The following is a 15,575-nucleotide window of genomic DNA, read 5'->3' on the forward strand; positions in this document are numbered from 1 at the left end:
AGATCACCTGCCGGCGTGAAACGCCCAGGTTTCGACCGGAAGGCGTGCCGGGTCGAACCGGGCGATCAGCTGAGCCATTGCCGGTTCCTCCCCCGGCTTGGCCAGCCCCAAGCTTCGAGCCAGGGCCGCTCGAACCTCGGCCGGCGTCTCCCCCAACGCCTTCCGATCGGCCAGCGTGACGGCACCATCGCGCTTGGCCAGACGCTCGCCGCCAGGACCGAGCACCAGCGGTACGTGAGCAAAGTTGGGAATGGGCAGGCCGAGCAGCCGACCCAGCAGTACCTGTCGCGGGGTGGAGGTCCACAGGTCATCGCCGCGCACCACCTGCTCGACCCCCTCGGCCGCGTCGTCCACCACGACGGCCAGGTTGTAGGCGGCCACACCGTCGCCTCGGCGCAGCACGAAATCATCGACCGTACTGGTGAGTGGGCCCTTCAGCGCATCGGTCACCTGGACCTCGGCGGCGCCGGCATCGAGCCGGAGGGCCGGCGGGCGGCTTTCGGCGCGACGCTCCCGCTCGACCGACCCCAAAGTTCGGCAGCTCCCCGGGTAGGCACCCAGACCAACTTCGCCGTGAGGCGCTGCCGCGGCCTCACGGATCTCACGGCGCGAACAGAAACACGGGTAGGTGCGGCCCTCGTCCTCCAATTGCGTCAGGGCCGACCGGTAGCGGTCGGCGTGCTCGGACTGACGCGTGATCGGCCCATCCCAAGTGAGACCGATCTCCGCGAGGTCACCGAGTTGCTCCGCCTCGGCGACCGGCGCCGCGCCGGTGGTCAGGTCTTCCATGCGCATGGCGAATCGGCCATTGGAGCTGCGGGCGAACAGCCAGGCCAGCATGGCGGTTCGAAGGTTGCCCAGGTGCAGCGGGCCCGAAGGGCTGGGAGCGAACCGACCGTTGGCCATGGCCACCAGTGTCCCATCAAGTGCGGCGCGCGGCCGGCGCAGGCAGACTGGCACGGTGGTCAACAGCACCGAACCGATCGATGCCGACGTGGTTGTGGTGGGGGGCGGCATCGTGGGCCTGGCGGTGGCCTGGGCCGCGCGCCAGAGGCACCCGAACCGCCGCATCGTGGTGCTGGAGCAGGAGCACGAACCGGCCCATCACCAGAGCGGCCGCAACTCGGGCGTGCTGCACAGCGGGCTGTACTACCGGCCCGGCTCGTCGAAGGCCGAGCTGGCGGTGCGGGGTCGGGCGGCGCTGGTGGAATTCGCCGTCGAGCACCGGATTCCGCACCGCATTGGGGGGAAGGTGGTGGTGGCCACCCGCCTCGACCAGCGGGCCAGGCTGGACGAGTTGGCCCGGCGCGGCGCGGCCAACGGTGTCCAGGCCGATCGACTGGGCCCGAACGGGATCGCCGACCACGAGCCCCACGCCGTTGGGATAGCCGGGCTGTTCGTGCCGGAGACCGGAGTGATCGACTACCGGGCTGTCGTGCGTCGCCTCGCCGAGCTGGGACCCGATGACCTACGCCTGGGTTGGAAGGTGATCGAACTGGTCGACGAGCGCTCAGGCGTCAGCATCCACACCGACCACGGCACCGTGCGCGCCGGACAGGTGGTGGCCTGCGCCGGGCTGTGGGCCGACAAGCTGGCAACCGGCGCCGTGGCGCCCATGCCCGGGCCAGATCGACCAGGCGGGCCGCAACCACCGAATCCCCCGGATACCCGGCCCGGCCGTAACTGGTTGCGCATCGTGGCGTTTCGAGGCGAGTACCACCGGCTGGGAGAACGTGCGGGCGACCTGGTGCGGGAACTGATCTACCCCGTCCCCGACCCGGACCTGCCGTTTCTGGGGGTACACCTCAGCCGAGGTGTCGACGGCGAGGTTCACGCGGGACCCAACGCCGTGCTGGCCCTGGCCCGGGACGGTTACACGTGGGGCCGTGTCGATCCGGCCGAGGTGGCGGGCCTGGCAATCAACCCTGCGCTGTGGCGTCTGGCAGGTCGATATTGGCGGGTCGGCATCGACGAGGTCATTCGGTCATGGTCGAGGCGGCGTTTCGCCGACTCGGTATCGGAGCTGGTTCCAGAGATCACGGCCGACGACCTGACGCCCTCACCGGCAGGGGTCCGTGCCCAGGCGCTGCGACGCGACGGCAGCCTGGTGGACGACTTCGTGCTTGCGCGGACCGGCCGGATCACCCACGTGCTGAACGCGCCGTCACCGGCCGCAACCGCAAGCCTGGCCATCGGGGAGCGCGTCGCCGAGGAGTTGCGCTGACCGGACCCGGGGCGGTGGAGCGGTGGAGCTGTGGAGCTGTGGAGCTGTGGAGCTGTGGAGCTGTGGAGCTGTGGAGCTGTGGAGTACCTGAGGAAAAAGACGACCGGCCCCCACTGAGGGGGGCCGGTCAGCGTTCGCACGTCACGTAAGGGGGGAGAACGGAGTGCGAACGGAAGATGGAGATTCGGGGACCCGAGGGGGGGGAGGGTGGGTCCCCGATCTCCAGAACTTCGGGTCATCGCCGTCGGGGGGACAGCGGCGGAGACCCGATGGGCGGCGTGTTGCCGCCCGGCCGATCAGGCGGCCGACTTCTTGGCGGCACGCACTGGCTTGGGCTTGCGGTCCAGCCACTTGTTGGTGACCGGAGCGGCGGCCTTGGCCACGGCGAGGGCGACGTCCTTCGACGTGTCGAGCAGCTTGCCGGCGAAGTCGAAGTGGGCGTTCAGCACCTCTTCGGGGGTCGGCAGCTTCTCGGCCATGGGCACGGGGCGCAATGCGACCTCGACCCGCTCCTGGACGAACTTGGTGGCGGTCTCGGTGGCGTTCACGGCCGGGCTCTTGGCCTTGCCGAGACCGTCGACAACCTGGTCCTGAACTTCAACTACTCGATCAAGGATGGTGGTGCTCATATTGGTGCCTCCTGGCGGGGCCCGATCTGGAGTGCCGAGCCGCTTGCTCTTCGTTGGAACACTGCTAACTGTAGCTAGCGATGCAACTGGAGTCAACTCAGTGCTAGCAAAAGTAAGCATGACGTTTGTCACCGAATTGCGACACGTCTCCACCGGGAGCCTCGCCTCAGTCGCTGATCGACCCAATTCCCGACAAACCTTGTCGGGATTAGGAACCTCCGAGATACCCGACTACTTTAGTCGGGTATTGAGGCGGTCACGCCGTACCGGCGTGACCGCCATCATCGACCCAGACCTCCCGACGAGGGATGGGATCAGAACACACCCCCAGCAACGAACCACAAGGAGTCAGACCATGGCCGTACGCCTCGGAGACGAAGCACCCGATTTCACCGCCGACACCACCGACGGAGAACTCAGGTTTCACGAATGGAAAGGTGACAGCTGGGCGGTTCTGTTCAGTCACCCGAAGGACTTCACCCCCGTCTGCACCACCGAGTTGGGCACCGTCGCCAAGCTGAAGGACGAGTTCGAGAAGCGCAACACCAAGGTGATCGGGCTCTCCGTCGACCCCATCGAGGACCATCACGAATGGGCAAAGGACATCGAGGAGACCCAGGGCGCCGCCTTGAACTTCCCCATGATCGCCGATCCCGATCGCGTCGTCGCCGACCTCTACGACATGATCCACCCCAATGCCAGCAACACCTTGACCGTCCGGTCGGTGTTCGTCATCGGTCCGGACAACACGGTGAAGCTGACACTCACCTACCCGGCGTCAACGGGGCGCAACTTTCAGGAACTGTTGCGGGTCATCGATTCGCTGCAGTTGACCTCGGAGCGCAAGGTGGCAACCCCGGCCGATTGGACCGACGGGGATCGGGCAATCATCGTTCCGGCGCTCTCCAATGAAGACGCCAAGGAACTGTTCCCCCAGGGCTGGGAGGAGCAGAAGCCCTACCTGCGCCTGGTCGACCTCAACGGTTAAGGCAACACCCGACGCCAGAGCCGACGCCACCCCTTGGGTTTGACCGCCAGATCCTCCCAGGCAACCTCGGCCGAGCGCACCCAGTCCTCGGCCCGATCGTCACCCACCGAGGTGGCGATTTGGGCCGAGCCCAGGGCCACAATCGCACCGGCCAATCGGTCGCCGGTGGCCCCAACCTGAGCACGAGCGCCCTCGATCGCCACGATCGCGTCGGTTGGCCGATCGGTGCGGGCTGCGGCCACAGCGACCGACAACAGCGCCAACGCCCGGTCATGGTAGGTGGCACGTTGGGATGCCAAGACCAGGCGTTCCAACACCTCGGACCGCTCGGGCTGATCGCCGACCGCCTCTGCCAGCGCGGCAACGGCCCCGAGCGCCGGGTAACGCGAGGCGGCAGCAGCAAGCTCCGGCAACACCCCACCGGTCTCTGACGATTCGCCCGGGCCATCGGTCGGATCGGACGCCGCCTCGACATCACCCGCTCCACCGCCGGCCCCCTCGCAGACACCCGCGTCCTCGCCGGAGCGAGCCCCGGGGTCAGCGCTGTCATCGGGGCCGACATCGTCGGGGTACGCCGGACCCGCCACCGCCAGCAGTGGCTCGTCCGGGGGGAAGGGGGTGCCAGGCTCGACAGCCGCGTCGGCCGTGGCCGGGTCGGCACCGGTCGTCGGCGAAAGATTGCTGAGGTGGAGCGACCAACTGGGTGGGCGTTCCATCTGTGCAGAGACCCGCCTGACGTCATCCCACGTATCGGCACCCTCACCGCCGTCGAGTCGCTCGGTGGGATCCACCTCCAACATCAGACCCCGGTCGCCACCACCATCCCAGGCGGCCTCACCCCGGGCCATGCGACGACGGTGTTGCCCACTGCGCAACAGGTCCAGGTCGCGGCGCCAAGGTGCCAGACCACGGTCGCCACCCAACGCCGCCCCCGCATCGGTCCCTGACTCGGCCACCGAAAACACCAACAGTTCCGAACGCGCCTCCTCGTCGGCCCCATCACAAATCAATGCCAGTGCCGCCGCTGTCACCACCTCCAACGAGCCAATATTGCGAACGGCGGGAGGATCACCCAGGAGTTGTCTGGCGGCACCCGCCGAGAGGTCTCCGATCAACGAGTCGACCACTGCTTTGGTGACGAACTGGTTGGTCAGCTTGTCCCCGTTCTCTCTCGTGGCGCGATCGAGTTCGGCAAGGCCCGCCTGCACCCGACCTGCCATCACCAACGCACGACCCAGCAGCATGCGGGCCTGCGTGAGGCCGAACGGATCACCCAACGGCCCAAGCAGTTCCACCGCCCGCTCGGCACCCGTCAACGCCACGTCGGTGGCGCCCCGCCACAGATCGACCTGAGCGAGGACCGACACCATCATCCCCTCGGCCCAGGCGTTGTCGCTGAGCCGGGCCTCCTCCAACACCACCTCGGCCACCTCGGCAGCCGCCTCGGCGAACCCGTTATGGAACAGCAGGTTGGCCTCCAGCCCCAATGACCACATCATGCCGGTGCGATCCCCGACCGCCTCGAACATCCGGACGGAGGCCTCGATGCGGCGCTCGCCCTCCTCGATACGCCCCAACATGAAGGCTATCCAGGCCAGGTGTTGGGTGGCCCAGGCCTCGCCCTGGGGATTCCCAAGCCGGTGGTAAAGATCAAGCGCCTGAGTCGCCGGTTGTTCTGCATCTGCCACCGCCCCGCTGAACAGACGGATCATCGCCTGCATGCGGTAGGCCTCCGCCAGTTCGGCGGTGGCGCCGACACCGACCAGCGCCTCCAACGCCTCCCCGGCCAGCCGGCCGGCCCGTTCGAAGCGACCCCGACGGCGCTCCAAATCGGATCGAAGCAGGTCAACCCTGGCCTGAGCGACCGGGCGGCCGCCGGTCAACGAGTCGGCCTCGTCGAGGTCGGCACCGGCCTCGTTGATGGCCCAGCGCTGCAGCCGGGCACCGGCCCGACCCAGCAGGTAGGCCAGCCGTCGCTCATCGTCGGAGTCGTCCAACACCTCGAGCGCCCGCCCGAAAAGCCGATCGGCGAGCAGCCAGTTGGCGGCGGCTTCGGCCCTGGCGGCAGCGTCCTCGGTCCACGCCAACGCGGCGTCGTCAAGCTGCGGACCGACCTGATCGGATTCGAGGAGTCCCCGCTGCAACAGCGCCGCCTCGGTGAAGTGCCGTGCCACCGCCTCCACCAGGCCGTCGTCGGCATCCCGCCCTTCGGCCAGACCGCCGAGGTACGTGGCCACATCACTGTGCCGACGCAGTCGTTCTGTCTTGGTCAGTCGACCGTAGGCCACTTCTCGCAGCACATCATTGCGAAAGCACCAGTCGACCCCGTCGAGCACCAACACCTCTTTTTCGGCGAGACGCCGAACCGTGGTGGACACCAGGCCGGCATCAACACCTCTGGCCCGGCCCATTTCCTCGAGGACCAGGAGCGAACCGGTGGGGCCCCACACAGCGGCATCCTCCACCACCTCCACTTCGGGCCCGGTGAGTGCATCCATCCGCGCCGACAAGAGGCCCCGCAACGTGTCGGGCAGTTCGGGTATGGACCGCAGGCCCTCGAGCCGCTCGCCTGAGCCGTCAGCGGCGCTTTCACGGCCGTCGTCCTGACGGCGAACAAACCTGACGAGTTCTTCGAGAAACAACGGATTACCGCCGCTGCGCTCCAAAAACTCGGCGGCCACGTCTTCGGTCAACTCCCGGTCACGGGTCAGCCGACGCAGCAGCAGTTGGGCGTCGTCAGCCCCGAGCGGGTCGAGGTTCATCATCAGCAGGTCATGACGCCCGGCGCGGGGAGACCAGCGGCGGGCCAACGACCGGCGGGCGGTCGCCAACACCACCAGCGGATGGGCGGCCAGCCGCTCCACCATCTCGTCGATCAGCGCCAGTACCGAATCGTCGCCCCAGTGCAGGTCGGTCAACCGCACCACGATGGGGCCACGACGGATCGAGGCCGACATGTAGCTGACCAGGGCCCTGGTGGCCTCCACCCGCGCCCGGCCCGGGTCGGTGCCGCGCAGCGGGCTGTCGTGACCGAGCAGGTGCAACAGGCCGTTGACCACGCCGTCGAGGTCGTTGCCGTCCACCACCGGGTCGAGCAGGTCGTTCACCGACGCGACCGTCGCTTGTCGGGTCTCGTCCTCGTCAGCATCCTCGGAAAGGGACAATCCCTGCCGCAGCACCTCGGCGATCGCCGAGAACTGATTGGCCTCGCCATACGGGATAAACCGACCGGTGAAGACCCGCGCCCCGTTCAGCCCGGCGGCCCGATGGGCCAGTTCGTCGGCCAGGCGGCTCTTGCCCACCCCGGCGTCCCCGCTGAGCAGCATCACCAGCGCCCGGCTTCGGTCGATCGAGCCGGTCAGGGCATCGCCCAGCAGTGAAATCTCGGAGTGTCGACCCACAAGGGGCACCCGGGGAGACCACGGGCGCTCGCCTGGCCGGGCGATGGGTTCCAGCGCACGGTGCGCCTCAACCGGTTGATCCCGGCCACGAACCACCAACCTCCCCCGGGATTCGTAGGCAATCGTGTCCTCGGTGACCAGACGGGTGGGTTCGCCCACCAGCACCGAACCGGGGTCGGCCGAGGTCTGGAGCCGAGACGCCAGGTTCACCACGTCGCCCATGGCCGTGTAGTCGCCACCCGCGCGTAATGCCCCCACCAGCACCTCGCCGGTGTTGACGCCCACCCTCATGCGCACCTCCACCCCGGTCTCGGCTGCGAAGTCGGCGAGGCTCTCCTGCATACGCAGGGCCGCCCGCACTGCCCGCTCCGCATCGTCCTCGTGTGCCAGGGGCGCACCAAAGAGCGCCACGATGGCGTCGCCGACGATTTTGTCGACCCTTCCACCGAAGCTGACCACGTCCTGCACCAACCGCTCGAAGGCACCGTCCACCAGGTGCTTCACCTGCTCCGGGTCGAGCCGTTCGGACAGGCCCGTAAACCCCACCAGGTCGGCGAACAGCACGCTGACCACGCGTCGCTCCTCGGTCGGGACGCCCAGGGGCATCCCGCAGGTCCCACAGAACCGCGAGCCGGGTGGAACCTCGGCTCCACAGGACGGACACTTCACCCTTGAGAGACTACGTGCGCCCAGGCCGGATCACTGCCCCCCGACGTGAGCGAAGCCGCTCAGCCGGTAGCGTGGGGAGATGAGTGAATTTCCTGTACCTCCGACCGGATCAACCCCCTATTCGTCCTCGGTGCCCGGTGGTTCAGGCGTGGCGACTGATGCACCGGCGGCCCACTCGGTCGGCGCCACGAAGGCCTACGGAGCGGGCGACACCCAGGTGCTGGCACTCAACGACGTGACCGTCGCATTTCCGTCGGCCCGCTTCACCGCCATCATGGGGCCCTCCGGTTCGGGCAAATCCACCCTGATGCACTGCATGGCCGGGCTCGACACCCTGACGGCCGGCCAGGTGTTCATCGGCGACACCGATCTGTCGACACTGTCCGACAAGGAACGCACCCTGCTGCGGCGCGAGCAGGTGGGGTTCGTGTTTCAGGCATTCAACCTGATCCCCACGTTGACCGCGTCGGAGAACATCACCCTGCCACTCGACCTGGGCGGCACCAAGCCGGATCAGGGCTGGCTGGACACCGTCATCGGCACCGTTGGATTGACCGACCGGCTGTCGCACCGTCCCAGCGAACTGTCAGGCGGCCAGCAACAGCGGGTGGCGGTGGCCCGGGCGATGGCCACCCGTCCCCAGATCATCTTTGCCGACGAGCCCACCGGCAACCTCGACTCCACCTCTGGTGCCGAGGTACTCAGCTTCATGCGTTCGGCCGTCGACGACTACGGCCAGACGGTTGTGATGGTCACCCATGACCCGGTGGCGGCCAGCTATGCCCACCAGGTGATCTTCCTGGTCGACGGCCGCGTGGTCGGTGACCTGCAACAGCCCACCGCCGAATCGGTACTCGACCGTATGAAGGGCTTGGGCAACTGAGCAGGACGGACGTCGGCAGCCCCACCCCATGATCCGCATTGCGCTGACCGGGCTGCGGGGCCACCGAACCAGGCTGGCGCTGTCCGCGCTGGCAGTCGTGCTCGGTGTCGCCTTTCTGTCCGGCATCCAACTGCTGGGCAACACCCTGACCGAGACGGCGACCGGCCTGATCTCCTCGACCCTCGAGGGCACCGATGCAGTGGTGCGCTCCACGTCGGTGCAGACCTCCGCTTTTGCCGAGGTGCGCCAAACGGTGCCCGCCGACCTGGTCGATGACGTTGACGACGTCGACGGGGTGGCCGGGGTCGCAGGGGTGGTGCAGGGGTTCGGTCGGGTGATCGGCCCCGGCGGCGAACCAATCGACTCGGGATTGGTCCCCACGCTCGTCACCAACTGGATTGCCGACCCCCAACTGGCCCAGGGCGCGTTGGTGGTGGGTCGCCCCCCCAAGAAGCCCACCGAGATCGTGTTGGACCCGCGGACCGCCGCCGACGAACACATTCGGGTTGGGGACACCATGTCGCTCCAGGGTGCCGTCGGCCTGCGCAGCTACCAGGTGGTGGGCATCGGCGGGCTGGGCCCGACCGGCGAGGACAACATCGGCGCCCGGGTGGTGTTTCTCTCCTCCGAGCAGGCAATGGAGTTCACCGGTGCCGACGGCCAGTTCGCGTTCGTGACCCTGCGGGCCGCCCCCGGCGTCGGCCAGCAGGGGTTGGCCGACCGCGTGAACGATTCACTGCCACCCGGATACGAGGCGGTCACCGGCGAGCGTTACGTGGCCGATACCCAAAAACAGGCCGGCGGCGCGTTGGGACTGCTGACCCAATTGGTGTCGGTTTTTGGCTACGTGGGGCTGTTCGTCGGGGGCATCATCATCGCGAACACCTTCTCGATCCTGATCACCCAGCGCACGAGGGAGTTGGCGTTGATGCGTGCCTGCGGTGCGAGCCGCGCCCAGGTGCTCGGCTCGATCATGATCGAGGCGACGCTCGTGGGTGTGCTCGGATCGATCGTCGGACTGGGCATTGGCGTGGTGGGGGTCATCGGCCTGTTACAACTGGTGGGGAACCTGATCACGTTGCCCACCACGGTGCCAACGCTGACGCCCTTGGTGGTATTCGGCAGCCTGATCGTGGGCGTGGCGACCACAGTGGCGGCTTCGATGGTGCCGGGCTGGCGGGCCACCCGCATCTCCCCGGTGGCTGCACTCGGCGAGGTGGCGGAGGACCGGGGACGCGGTTCTGTTACCCGTCGGTTGCTGGGCATGGTGATGGCGCTGGGGGGCCTGGCCGCCGGGTCGCTGGCGCTGTTCGCCATCGACGCCAACGCCAGGCTGACCCTCGTTGCGGGCGATCCAGCGGCGGGCACCGCTGCCACAGCGGTCAACCTGCGCACCGTGGTGTTCTCAGTCAGCGCTGCGATCACCCTGCTGTCGTTCCTCGTAGTGGGGCCGGTGGTGGTCGGGCCGGTCGGTCGGATCATCGGCTGGCCCCTTCGGTTGGGCGGGGGTCCGGTGGGACACATCGCCGGCGAAAACGCACGCCGCAATCCCAGCCGTACCACCGCCACGGCGGCGGCGCTGACCATCGGCGTGGCCATCGCCACCACACTGGCGGTGTTCGTCGCCTCGCTGGTCGGCAGCGTCAAGGCCGGCTTCTCAGATCAGTTGCGCGGCCAGATCGTGGTGTCATCCGGCCTGGGCGGCGCCACCTCCGGCGGGCTCCCCGAGGGCGTGATGGGTGACGTGGCCGCCACCAGCGGCGTGGACACCCTGGCCCGAGTGCGATTCATTCCTGCCACGGTCACCGGAGTCGACGGCAACCCCACCGGGGGCGGATCGGTCTCGGGCGTCGACCCCAAGCCGTTCTTCTCGCTGGTCAAGGTGCCGCTCATCGGCGGGACCGCGGCTTCGCTGACGCCGGGCACGGTCGCCGTTGACGCGGACACCGCTCGTGCCAACGCATGGGCGGTCGGCGACAGCATCAGCGTGTTCTACCCCCAGGTTGGGGCGGTTGAGTACCCCATCTCCCTGTTGTTCGAGGGCCCCATCGGCACAGCGAGCTTCCTGATGCCCATGGAGAACCTCGATGACGTGACCGCCGTGGCCTTCCGCCAGGACGCGCTCTACTACATCTCGGTCACGCCGGGCTCCGACCCGACCGTGGTCGCCGACCGGATCGACGGCGAGCTGAGACGGGTTGCACCCGCCGCCAAGGCGCAACTGGTCCCGCAGTGGCTCGACGACACGGTGGCCACGTTCAACCTGGCTCTCAACCTGGTGTACGTGATGCTGGGGTTCACCGTGCTGCTGTCGTTGTTCGGCATCGTCAACACGCTGTACCTCTCGATTTACGAGCGCACCCGCGAGCTGGGACTGCTGCGATCTGTGGGGGCCACGCGCGTCCAGGTCCGTCGCCTGGTGTTGGCCGAGTCGGTGATCATGGCCTCCATCGGCACGTCGGTGGGTATCACCCTGGGCGTGTGGTTTGGTGCGGGTCTGTTCACCGTGCTGTCGGGCAACATCGCGGCAGCCACCATCCACGTGCCGTGGGTGCAGTTGGTGGTGCTGGGTCTGGGTGGGGCCATCGCCGGCATGGCGGCCGGCTGGTGGCCAGCCGGGCGGGCCGCCCGTCGGCCCATCCTCTCGGCAATCGGATACGAGTAGCCACCGCGGGCGCGAGCCACCCCGACCCCGCCGGTGGGCGCAGCCTGGTAGACCGCTGGGCATGATCGACCCCAAGAACGTTCCAGCCGAGGTACTCGGGTTTCTCGTTGAGCGTCACCTGGCCACGCTCACCACGCTGCTTCCCGACGGATCGCTCCATTCGGTTGCGGTCGGCTTCACCTGGGACGACGCTGCGGGACTGGCTCGCGTCATCACGTTCGCCCCCTCACGCAAGGCCCGCAACCTGGTCGACGGCGGCCGAGCGTCGGTGTGTCAGGTGGACGGCGGTCGGTTCCTGTCGCTGGAGGGCCCCGCTGTGGTGACCTCGGAGCCCGACCGGGTGGCCGAAGGGGTCAATCGCTACGCAGAGCGTTATCGCCAACCCAAGGAACGGGACGACCGGGTGGTCATCGAGATCGCGGTCGAGAACATCAGGGGCCGGGCCTGACCGTGGTGGGTCCGAGCAACCCCCACCACCCCTGAACTTGGGGCGTGATGGAACGGCGGTGATTACGCGATCGCGACGCCGATCCTGGCCAGCGTCGCCACGGTCCGCTCGCCGTCGGACTCCACGACAGGGGCGCTGGCGGCGCGCACCAGGGTGGTGGTGAAGCCCAGCGAGTGGGCATCGAGCGCGGTGGCTTTCACGCACACGTCCAGCGCCAGTCCAACGACGACCACCCGCTCGATGTGTCGCTCCTCCAGCAGATCGGCCAGACCGGTCGATGAGGTCTCGCCCGACTCGGGGTCGGCCATCGTAAACGCCGAGTAACCGTCCTCGCCGCCGGTGCCCTTGCGAACCGTCGGACCGTCAACCACCAGGTCGGCGTGGTACTCCGCCCCCCAGGTGTCGCGAACACAGTGCACCGGCCATTGCCCACCGCCGGTCACGAAGTGTGGGGTGGCCGGCGGGTGCCAATCCTGGGAGTACACGACGAACGCACCGGCTGCAGTCGCCTCGGCGATTTCGACGTTGGTCGCCTTCACCACCTCGGGCCCACCCGAAACGAACAGCGAGCCACCCGGGTCTGCGAAATCATTCTGCACGTCGACGATTACCAATGCGGTGTGCTCGTCGTAGCGGGGCCGTAGATCATCCTCGGGCTCGGGCTCCAGCGGCGGTGCGCCCTGATCGGCGAACAGGCCACCGAGGTCGTCATCCGGGTTGGTCATGTTGAAGATTTGGCCCATTGCCCGAAGGTACCCGGTCGTACCGCAACGGGGACACGCGGCCGTAGGTTGCGGGGATGAGCGTTCCGCACACCGGCACCGGCGACAGGCTCCTCGGAGGCATCCTGTCGACCGACTTCTACCAACTGACCATGGCGCAGCTGTACTTCCGGGCTGGACTGGCCGACCGCCCGGCCCGTTTTGAGCACTTCTTCCGCAGCTACCCGGACTACGGACGGCACCAGGCCGGGTACTGCGTGGCCGCCGGGATGGCGCCGTTCGCCAAGTGGATGACCGACGCGCACCCCACCGACGCCGACCTGGAGGCGTTGCGGGGGCACCGCAGCTCCACGGGTCAGGCGTTGTTCGGCGACGACTTCCTGGGCTGGTTCGCCGACCTCGACTTCTCGGCGCTCACGCTGCACGCGGTGCCCGAGGGTCGTGTGGTTCACCCCAACACGCCGATCACCGTGGTGGAGGGCCCGCTGGCCGCCGCCCAACTGCTGGAGACCCCGCTGTTGAACCGGCTGAACTTTCCCACGCTGATCGCCACCAAAGCCGCCCGCGTCAGCGAATCGGCACTGGGCCGTCCCGTGCTGGAGTTCGGCATGCGTCGCGCCGCCGAGGCGGGCGCCGACGCGGCCACCCGGGCGGCATTGGTGGGCGGTGCCACCTCCACGTCCAACACCGCCGCCGGATACACCTGGGGGGTGGACCCGTCTGGAACCCACGCCCACTCGATGATCCAGGCCTACCTGGCGCTGGGCGAGGGCGAGCGGGCGGCGTTTCAGGCCTACGCCGACACCTACCCGGACGATTGCCTGCTACTCGTCGACACCGTCGACACGCTCGGCAGCGGCGTTCCCAACGCCATCGCCGTCTTTGAAGGTCTCCGCCGCCGGGGTCACCGACCGGTGGGGATTCGCCTGGATTCCGGCGACCTCGCCTACCTCGCCATCCAAGCCGCCCGGGCAGCTGAACCAGGCGGGCTTCGACGAGGCGACCATTGTCTTGTCCAGCCAACTGGACGAGCTCACGATCTGGCAGATCACCCATCAGATTCAGGAGGAGGCGTCCCATGCCGGGCTCGATGCCCAGGCGGTGATCAACCGCCTGGTGTTCGGCGTTGGTTCGCGCTTGGCCACCAGCGACGGGTCACCCAGCCTCGATGGCGTCTACAAGCTGGTGGCGCTGAAACGAGATGGTGCGTGGCAGCCCGCCATCAAACGATCTGACACGCCCGAGAAGGTGCTCAACCCGGGGACGAAACGTCTCTGGCGCGTCACCGATCAGCAGGGCATGGCTACCGCCGACGTGTTGTCCACCGCCGACGAAGCGCTCCTTCCCGGTGCCGCCATGGCGCTGCACCACCATTCGCGTGCAGATGTCTCCCGGGTGATTCGAGCCGAGGAGTGGGCCGGCGCTGACGAACTGCTTCAGCGGGTGATCGCTGACGGCGAGGTGGTGAGCGACGGCGGCATGGAAGCGCTGAACGACCTTGGGGTGATCTCTGAACGCCGGCGGGCCGACGTGGCCGCCCTCGGGCCCGGCGTTCGACGGTTGGTCAATCCGCACACGTACCACGTGTCCATCACCGAGTCGCTGTGGGATCTGAAACAGGAACTGCTGGCCAAGCTGGGGTAGGCGGAGCCCATTTCCCGGTGGCGTGGCGGTTGATCCTCGCGTCATCCCACACGAAGTCCACCCGTCCCCACTGGAACTTCCGCTGGCTGGGCGGCGGCTGAAACGACGTGCCCTCAAGGATCTCAGGGAACAGGAACTCCATGTCGCCGGCGGTCCCCGGCTGCTCGAAGCGCTGGTCGACCACGGCACGCAGCACCACCAACCAGGCCCAACACCGGCCCCTTGCCACTCGGCGACACTCCATCGCAGGGGAGATGCCGAACTTCCGCAACTGGGTTCGAGTGAGCAGCCCGTGCCGACACAACGCCGCCTGGTGGACAGGAGCCTCGTCGATCATCCCCCGAGCATGCGGCCCCGACCGCCGGGGTCAGCTCCAGCCGGTGCTGATGCCCAGCAGGTCCTCGACCGCGGCGATGTCACCGGCGAGGTCCACTCGCAGCCTCGAACGCAGGTCGTCATCCATCGGGTCGGACGGAGCATCGTTGCGGGGCGAGGTGTCCAACACCCGATGGCGGGGCAGGCCCAGTCGATCGGTGACCCGGTCGATGAAGGCCTGCGGGTCGTCGTAGAACACCTCGGCGGTCACCACCATCACCTGCTCGCGGCCATACGCGTCAAACCAACGCTGGAGCATCGGCGCATAGCGACCCTGATCGACGTAGCTCTGGTGACGATGTGCAAACGAGGTGACCGTCGGGTCGGCCAGGATGCGGGCCGCCTCCCCCTTTGTTCGGTCGGCCTCCGCCTCGATGGCGGCGGGAAAGCCGAGCGCCTCGCTATGGCGCCTGCGCTCCTTCCAGTGTGAGTAGGCCCGATCGATCGGGTTGCGGAGCACAGCCACCACGAGCGCGTCGGGCGCCACCTGCGCAGCTCGGACGGGGGCGAGCGGGTGATACAGGTCATACGGTGACGACTCACCGGTCGCCGGCGCGTACCCAAGCCGACCCTCGGCCCGGCGACGCGTTCGAGTAGATGCAAAGTGCGACAACCACCAGCGCTCGCCCCGGTGCCACTCCTCGGAAAAAAAGTAGGTGCCCTTGGAGTTGGGGGTGGGGAACTGGGTCAGCATGCCCGGATGCTCGGCCAAGTACTGCCAGAGCGAGGTGGTGCCACCCCGCTTGGAACCCACGATCAACAATTCGGGCGGGGGGCGCCGAGCGGCGGTGGCCCTTCCGTATCGACTGAGAACGGCCTTGGCCGCTGAGGCCAGGTGCGGACCCATGGGGTGCTGACGTACACGTTCTCGAGCCGCTCGCAAGGCTGACGGTGTCTCGACTTCCTGAGTGGGATCGGTACTCATAT

The 15,575-nt window shown here is 67.9% G+C and carries 12 protein-coding genes; 7 read left to right on the forward strand and 5 right to left on the reverse strand.

What is annotated here, in order from left to right:
• Positions 1–3: 3 nt before the first annotated feature.
• Positions 4–906 (reverse strand): tRNA glutamyl-Q(34) synthetase GluQRS, encoded by a 903-nt coding sequence (gene gluQRS, locus MPARV_RS0106960; protein ID WP_020377732.1) that lies wholly within the window; start codon positions 904–906, stop codon positions 4–6.
• 55 nt (positions 907–961) lie between these two features.
• Between gluQRS and MPARV_RS0106965 the strand changes: the two genes are divergently transcribed.
• The gene (locus MPARV_RS0106965) at positions 962–2,224 is read left to right on the forward strand and encodes an FAD-dependent oxidoreductase (RefSeq protein WP_202948813.1); all 1,263 of its coding nucleotides are present in this window, start codon (positions 962–964) and stop codon (positions 2,222–2,224) included.
• Between the two features lie 296 nt (positions 2,225–2,520).
• Here MPARV_RS0106965 and MPARV_RS0106970 read toward each other — a convergent pair whose 3' ends face one another.
• Positions 2,521–2,853 carry a hypothetical protein gene (locus MPARV_RS0106970; RefSeq protein WP_012229587.1) on the reverse strand — a complete coding sequence of 111 codons (333 nt, stop codon included), beginning with the start codon at positions 2,851–2,853 and terminating at the stop codon, positions 2,521–2,523.
• Between the two features lie 355 nt (positions 2,854–3,208).
• Between MPARV_RS0106970 and MPARV_RS0106975 the strand changes: the two genes are divergently transcribed.
• Entirely contained in the window at positions 3,209–3,841 is a 633-nt protein-coding gene (locus MPARV_RS0106975) for a peroxiredoxin (protein ID WP_012229588.1), read from the forward strand.
• On the opposite strand, the gene MPARV_RS20995 is transcribed toward MPARV_RS0106975, so the two are convergent.
• On the reverse strand, positions 3,838–7,911 hold the full coding sequence (locus tag MPARV_RS20995) for an adenylate/guanylate cyclase domain-containing protein (RefSeq protein ID WP_172636561.1): 4,074 nt from the start codon (positions 7,909–7,911) through the stop codon (positions 3,838–3,840). The two genes, MPARV_RS0106975 and MPARV_RS20995, sit on opposite strands and share 4 nt — an antisense overlap.
• Positions 7,912–7,990: 79 nt before the next feature.
• Between MPARV_RS20995 and MPARV_RS0106990 the strand changes: the two genes are divergently transcribed.
• The 3 genes from MPARV_RS0106990 (at position 7,991) to MPARV_RS0107000 (ending at position 11,907) form a co-directional block, all read left to right on the forward strand.
• Entirely contained in the window at positions 7,991–8,794 is an 804-nt protein-coding gene (locus MPARV_RS0106990) for an ABC transporter ATP-binding protein (protein ID WP_012229591.1), read from the forward strand.
• Positions 8,795–8,822: 28 nt separating this feature from the next.
• Entirely contained in the window at positions 8,823–11,459 is a 2,637-nt protein-coding gene (locus tag MPARV_RS0106995; protein ID WP_020377736.1) for an FtsX-like permease family protein, read from the forward strand.
• 61 nt (positions 11,460–11,520) lie between these two features.
• Complete coding sequence (locus tag MPARV_RS0107000; RefSeq protein ID WP_020377737.1) at positions 11,521–11,907, forward strand: pyridoxamine 5'-phosphate oxidase family protein; 387 nt, start codon at positions 11,521–11,523, stop codon at positions 11,905–11,907.
• A 62-nt stretch (positions 11,908–11,969) separates the two neighbouring features.
• Here MPARV_RS0107000 and MPARV_RS0107005 read toward each other — a convergent pair whose 3' ends face one another.
• A complete protein-coding gene (locus MPARV_RS0107005; RefSeq protein ID WP_012229595.1) occupies positions 11,970–12,650 on the reverse strand; it encodes an isochorismatase family protein in 681 nt (226 codons plus the stop codon).
• A 56-nt stretch (positions 12,651–12,706) separates the two neighbouring features.
• On the opposite strand from MPARV_RS0107005, the gene MPARV_RS21000 reads away from it, so the two are divergent.
• Together MPARV_RS21000 and MPARV_RS25310 are read left to right on the forward strand one after the other, a co-directional pair.
• Positions 12,707–13,864, forward strand: a complete 1,158-nt coding sequence (locus MPARV_RS21000; RefSeq protein WP_202948814.1) for a beta/alpha barrel domain-containing protein — start codon at positions 12,707–12,709, stop codon at positions 13,862–13,864.
• Positions 13,815–14,273 (forward strand): beta/alpha barrel domain-containing protein, encoded by a 459-nt coding sequence (locus MPARV_RS25310; protein ID WP_202948815.1) that lies wholly within the window; start codon positions 13,815–13,817, stop codon positions 14,271–14,273. Before MPARV_RS21000 ends, MPARV_RS25310 begins: the two co-directional genes overlap by 50 nt.
• A gap of 367 nt (positions 14,274–14,640) precedes the next feature.
• On the opposite strand, the gene MPARV_RS0107015 is transcribed toward MPARV_RS25310, so the two are convergent.
• Positions 14,641–15,495 carry a sulfotransferase domain-containing protein gene (locus MPARV_RS0107015; protein WP_020377738.1) on the reverse strand — a complete coding sequence of 285 codons (855 nt, stop codon included), beginning with the start codon at positions 15,493–15,495 and terminating at the stop codon, positions 14,641–14,643.
• Between the last annotated feature and the right edge of the window lie 80 nt (positions 15,496–15,575).

It is taken from the genome of Candidatus Microthrix parvicella Bio17-1 (genome assembly GCF_000299415.1).
Lineage (GTDB): Bacteria > Actinomycetota > Acidimicrobiia > Acidimicrobiales > Microtrichaceae > Microthrix > Microthrix parvicella.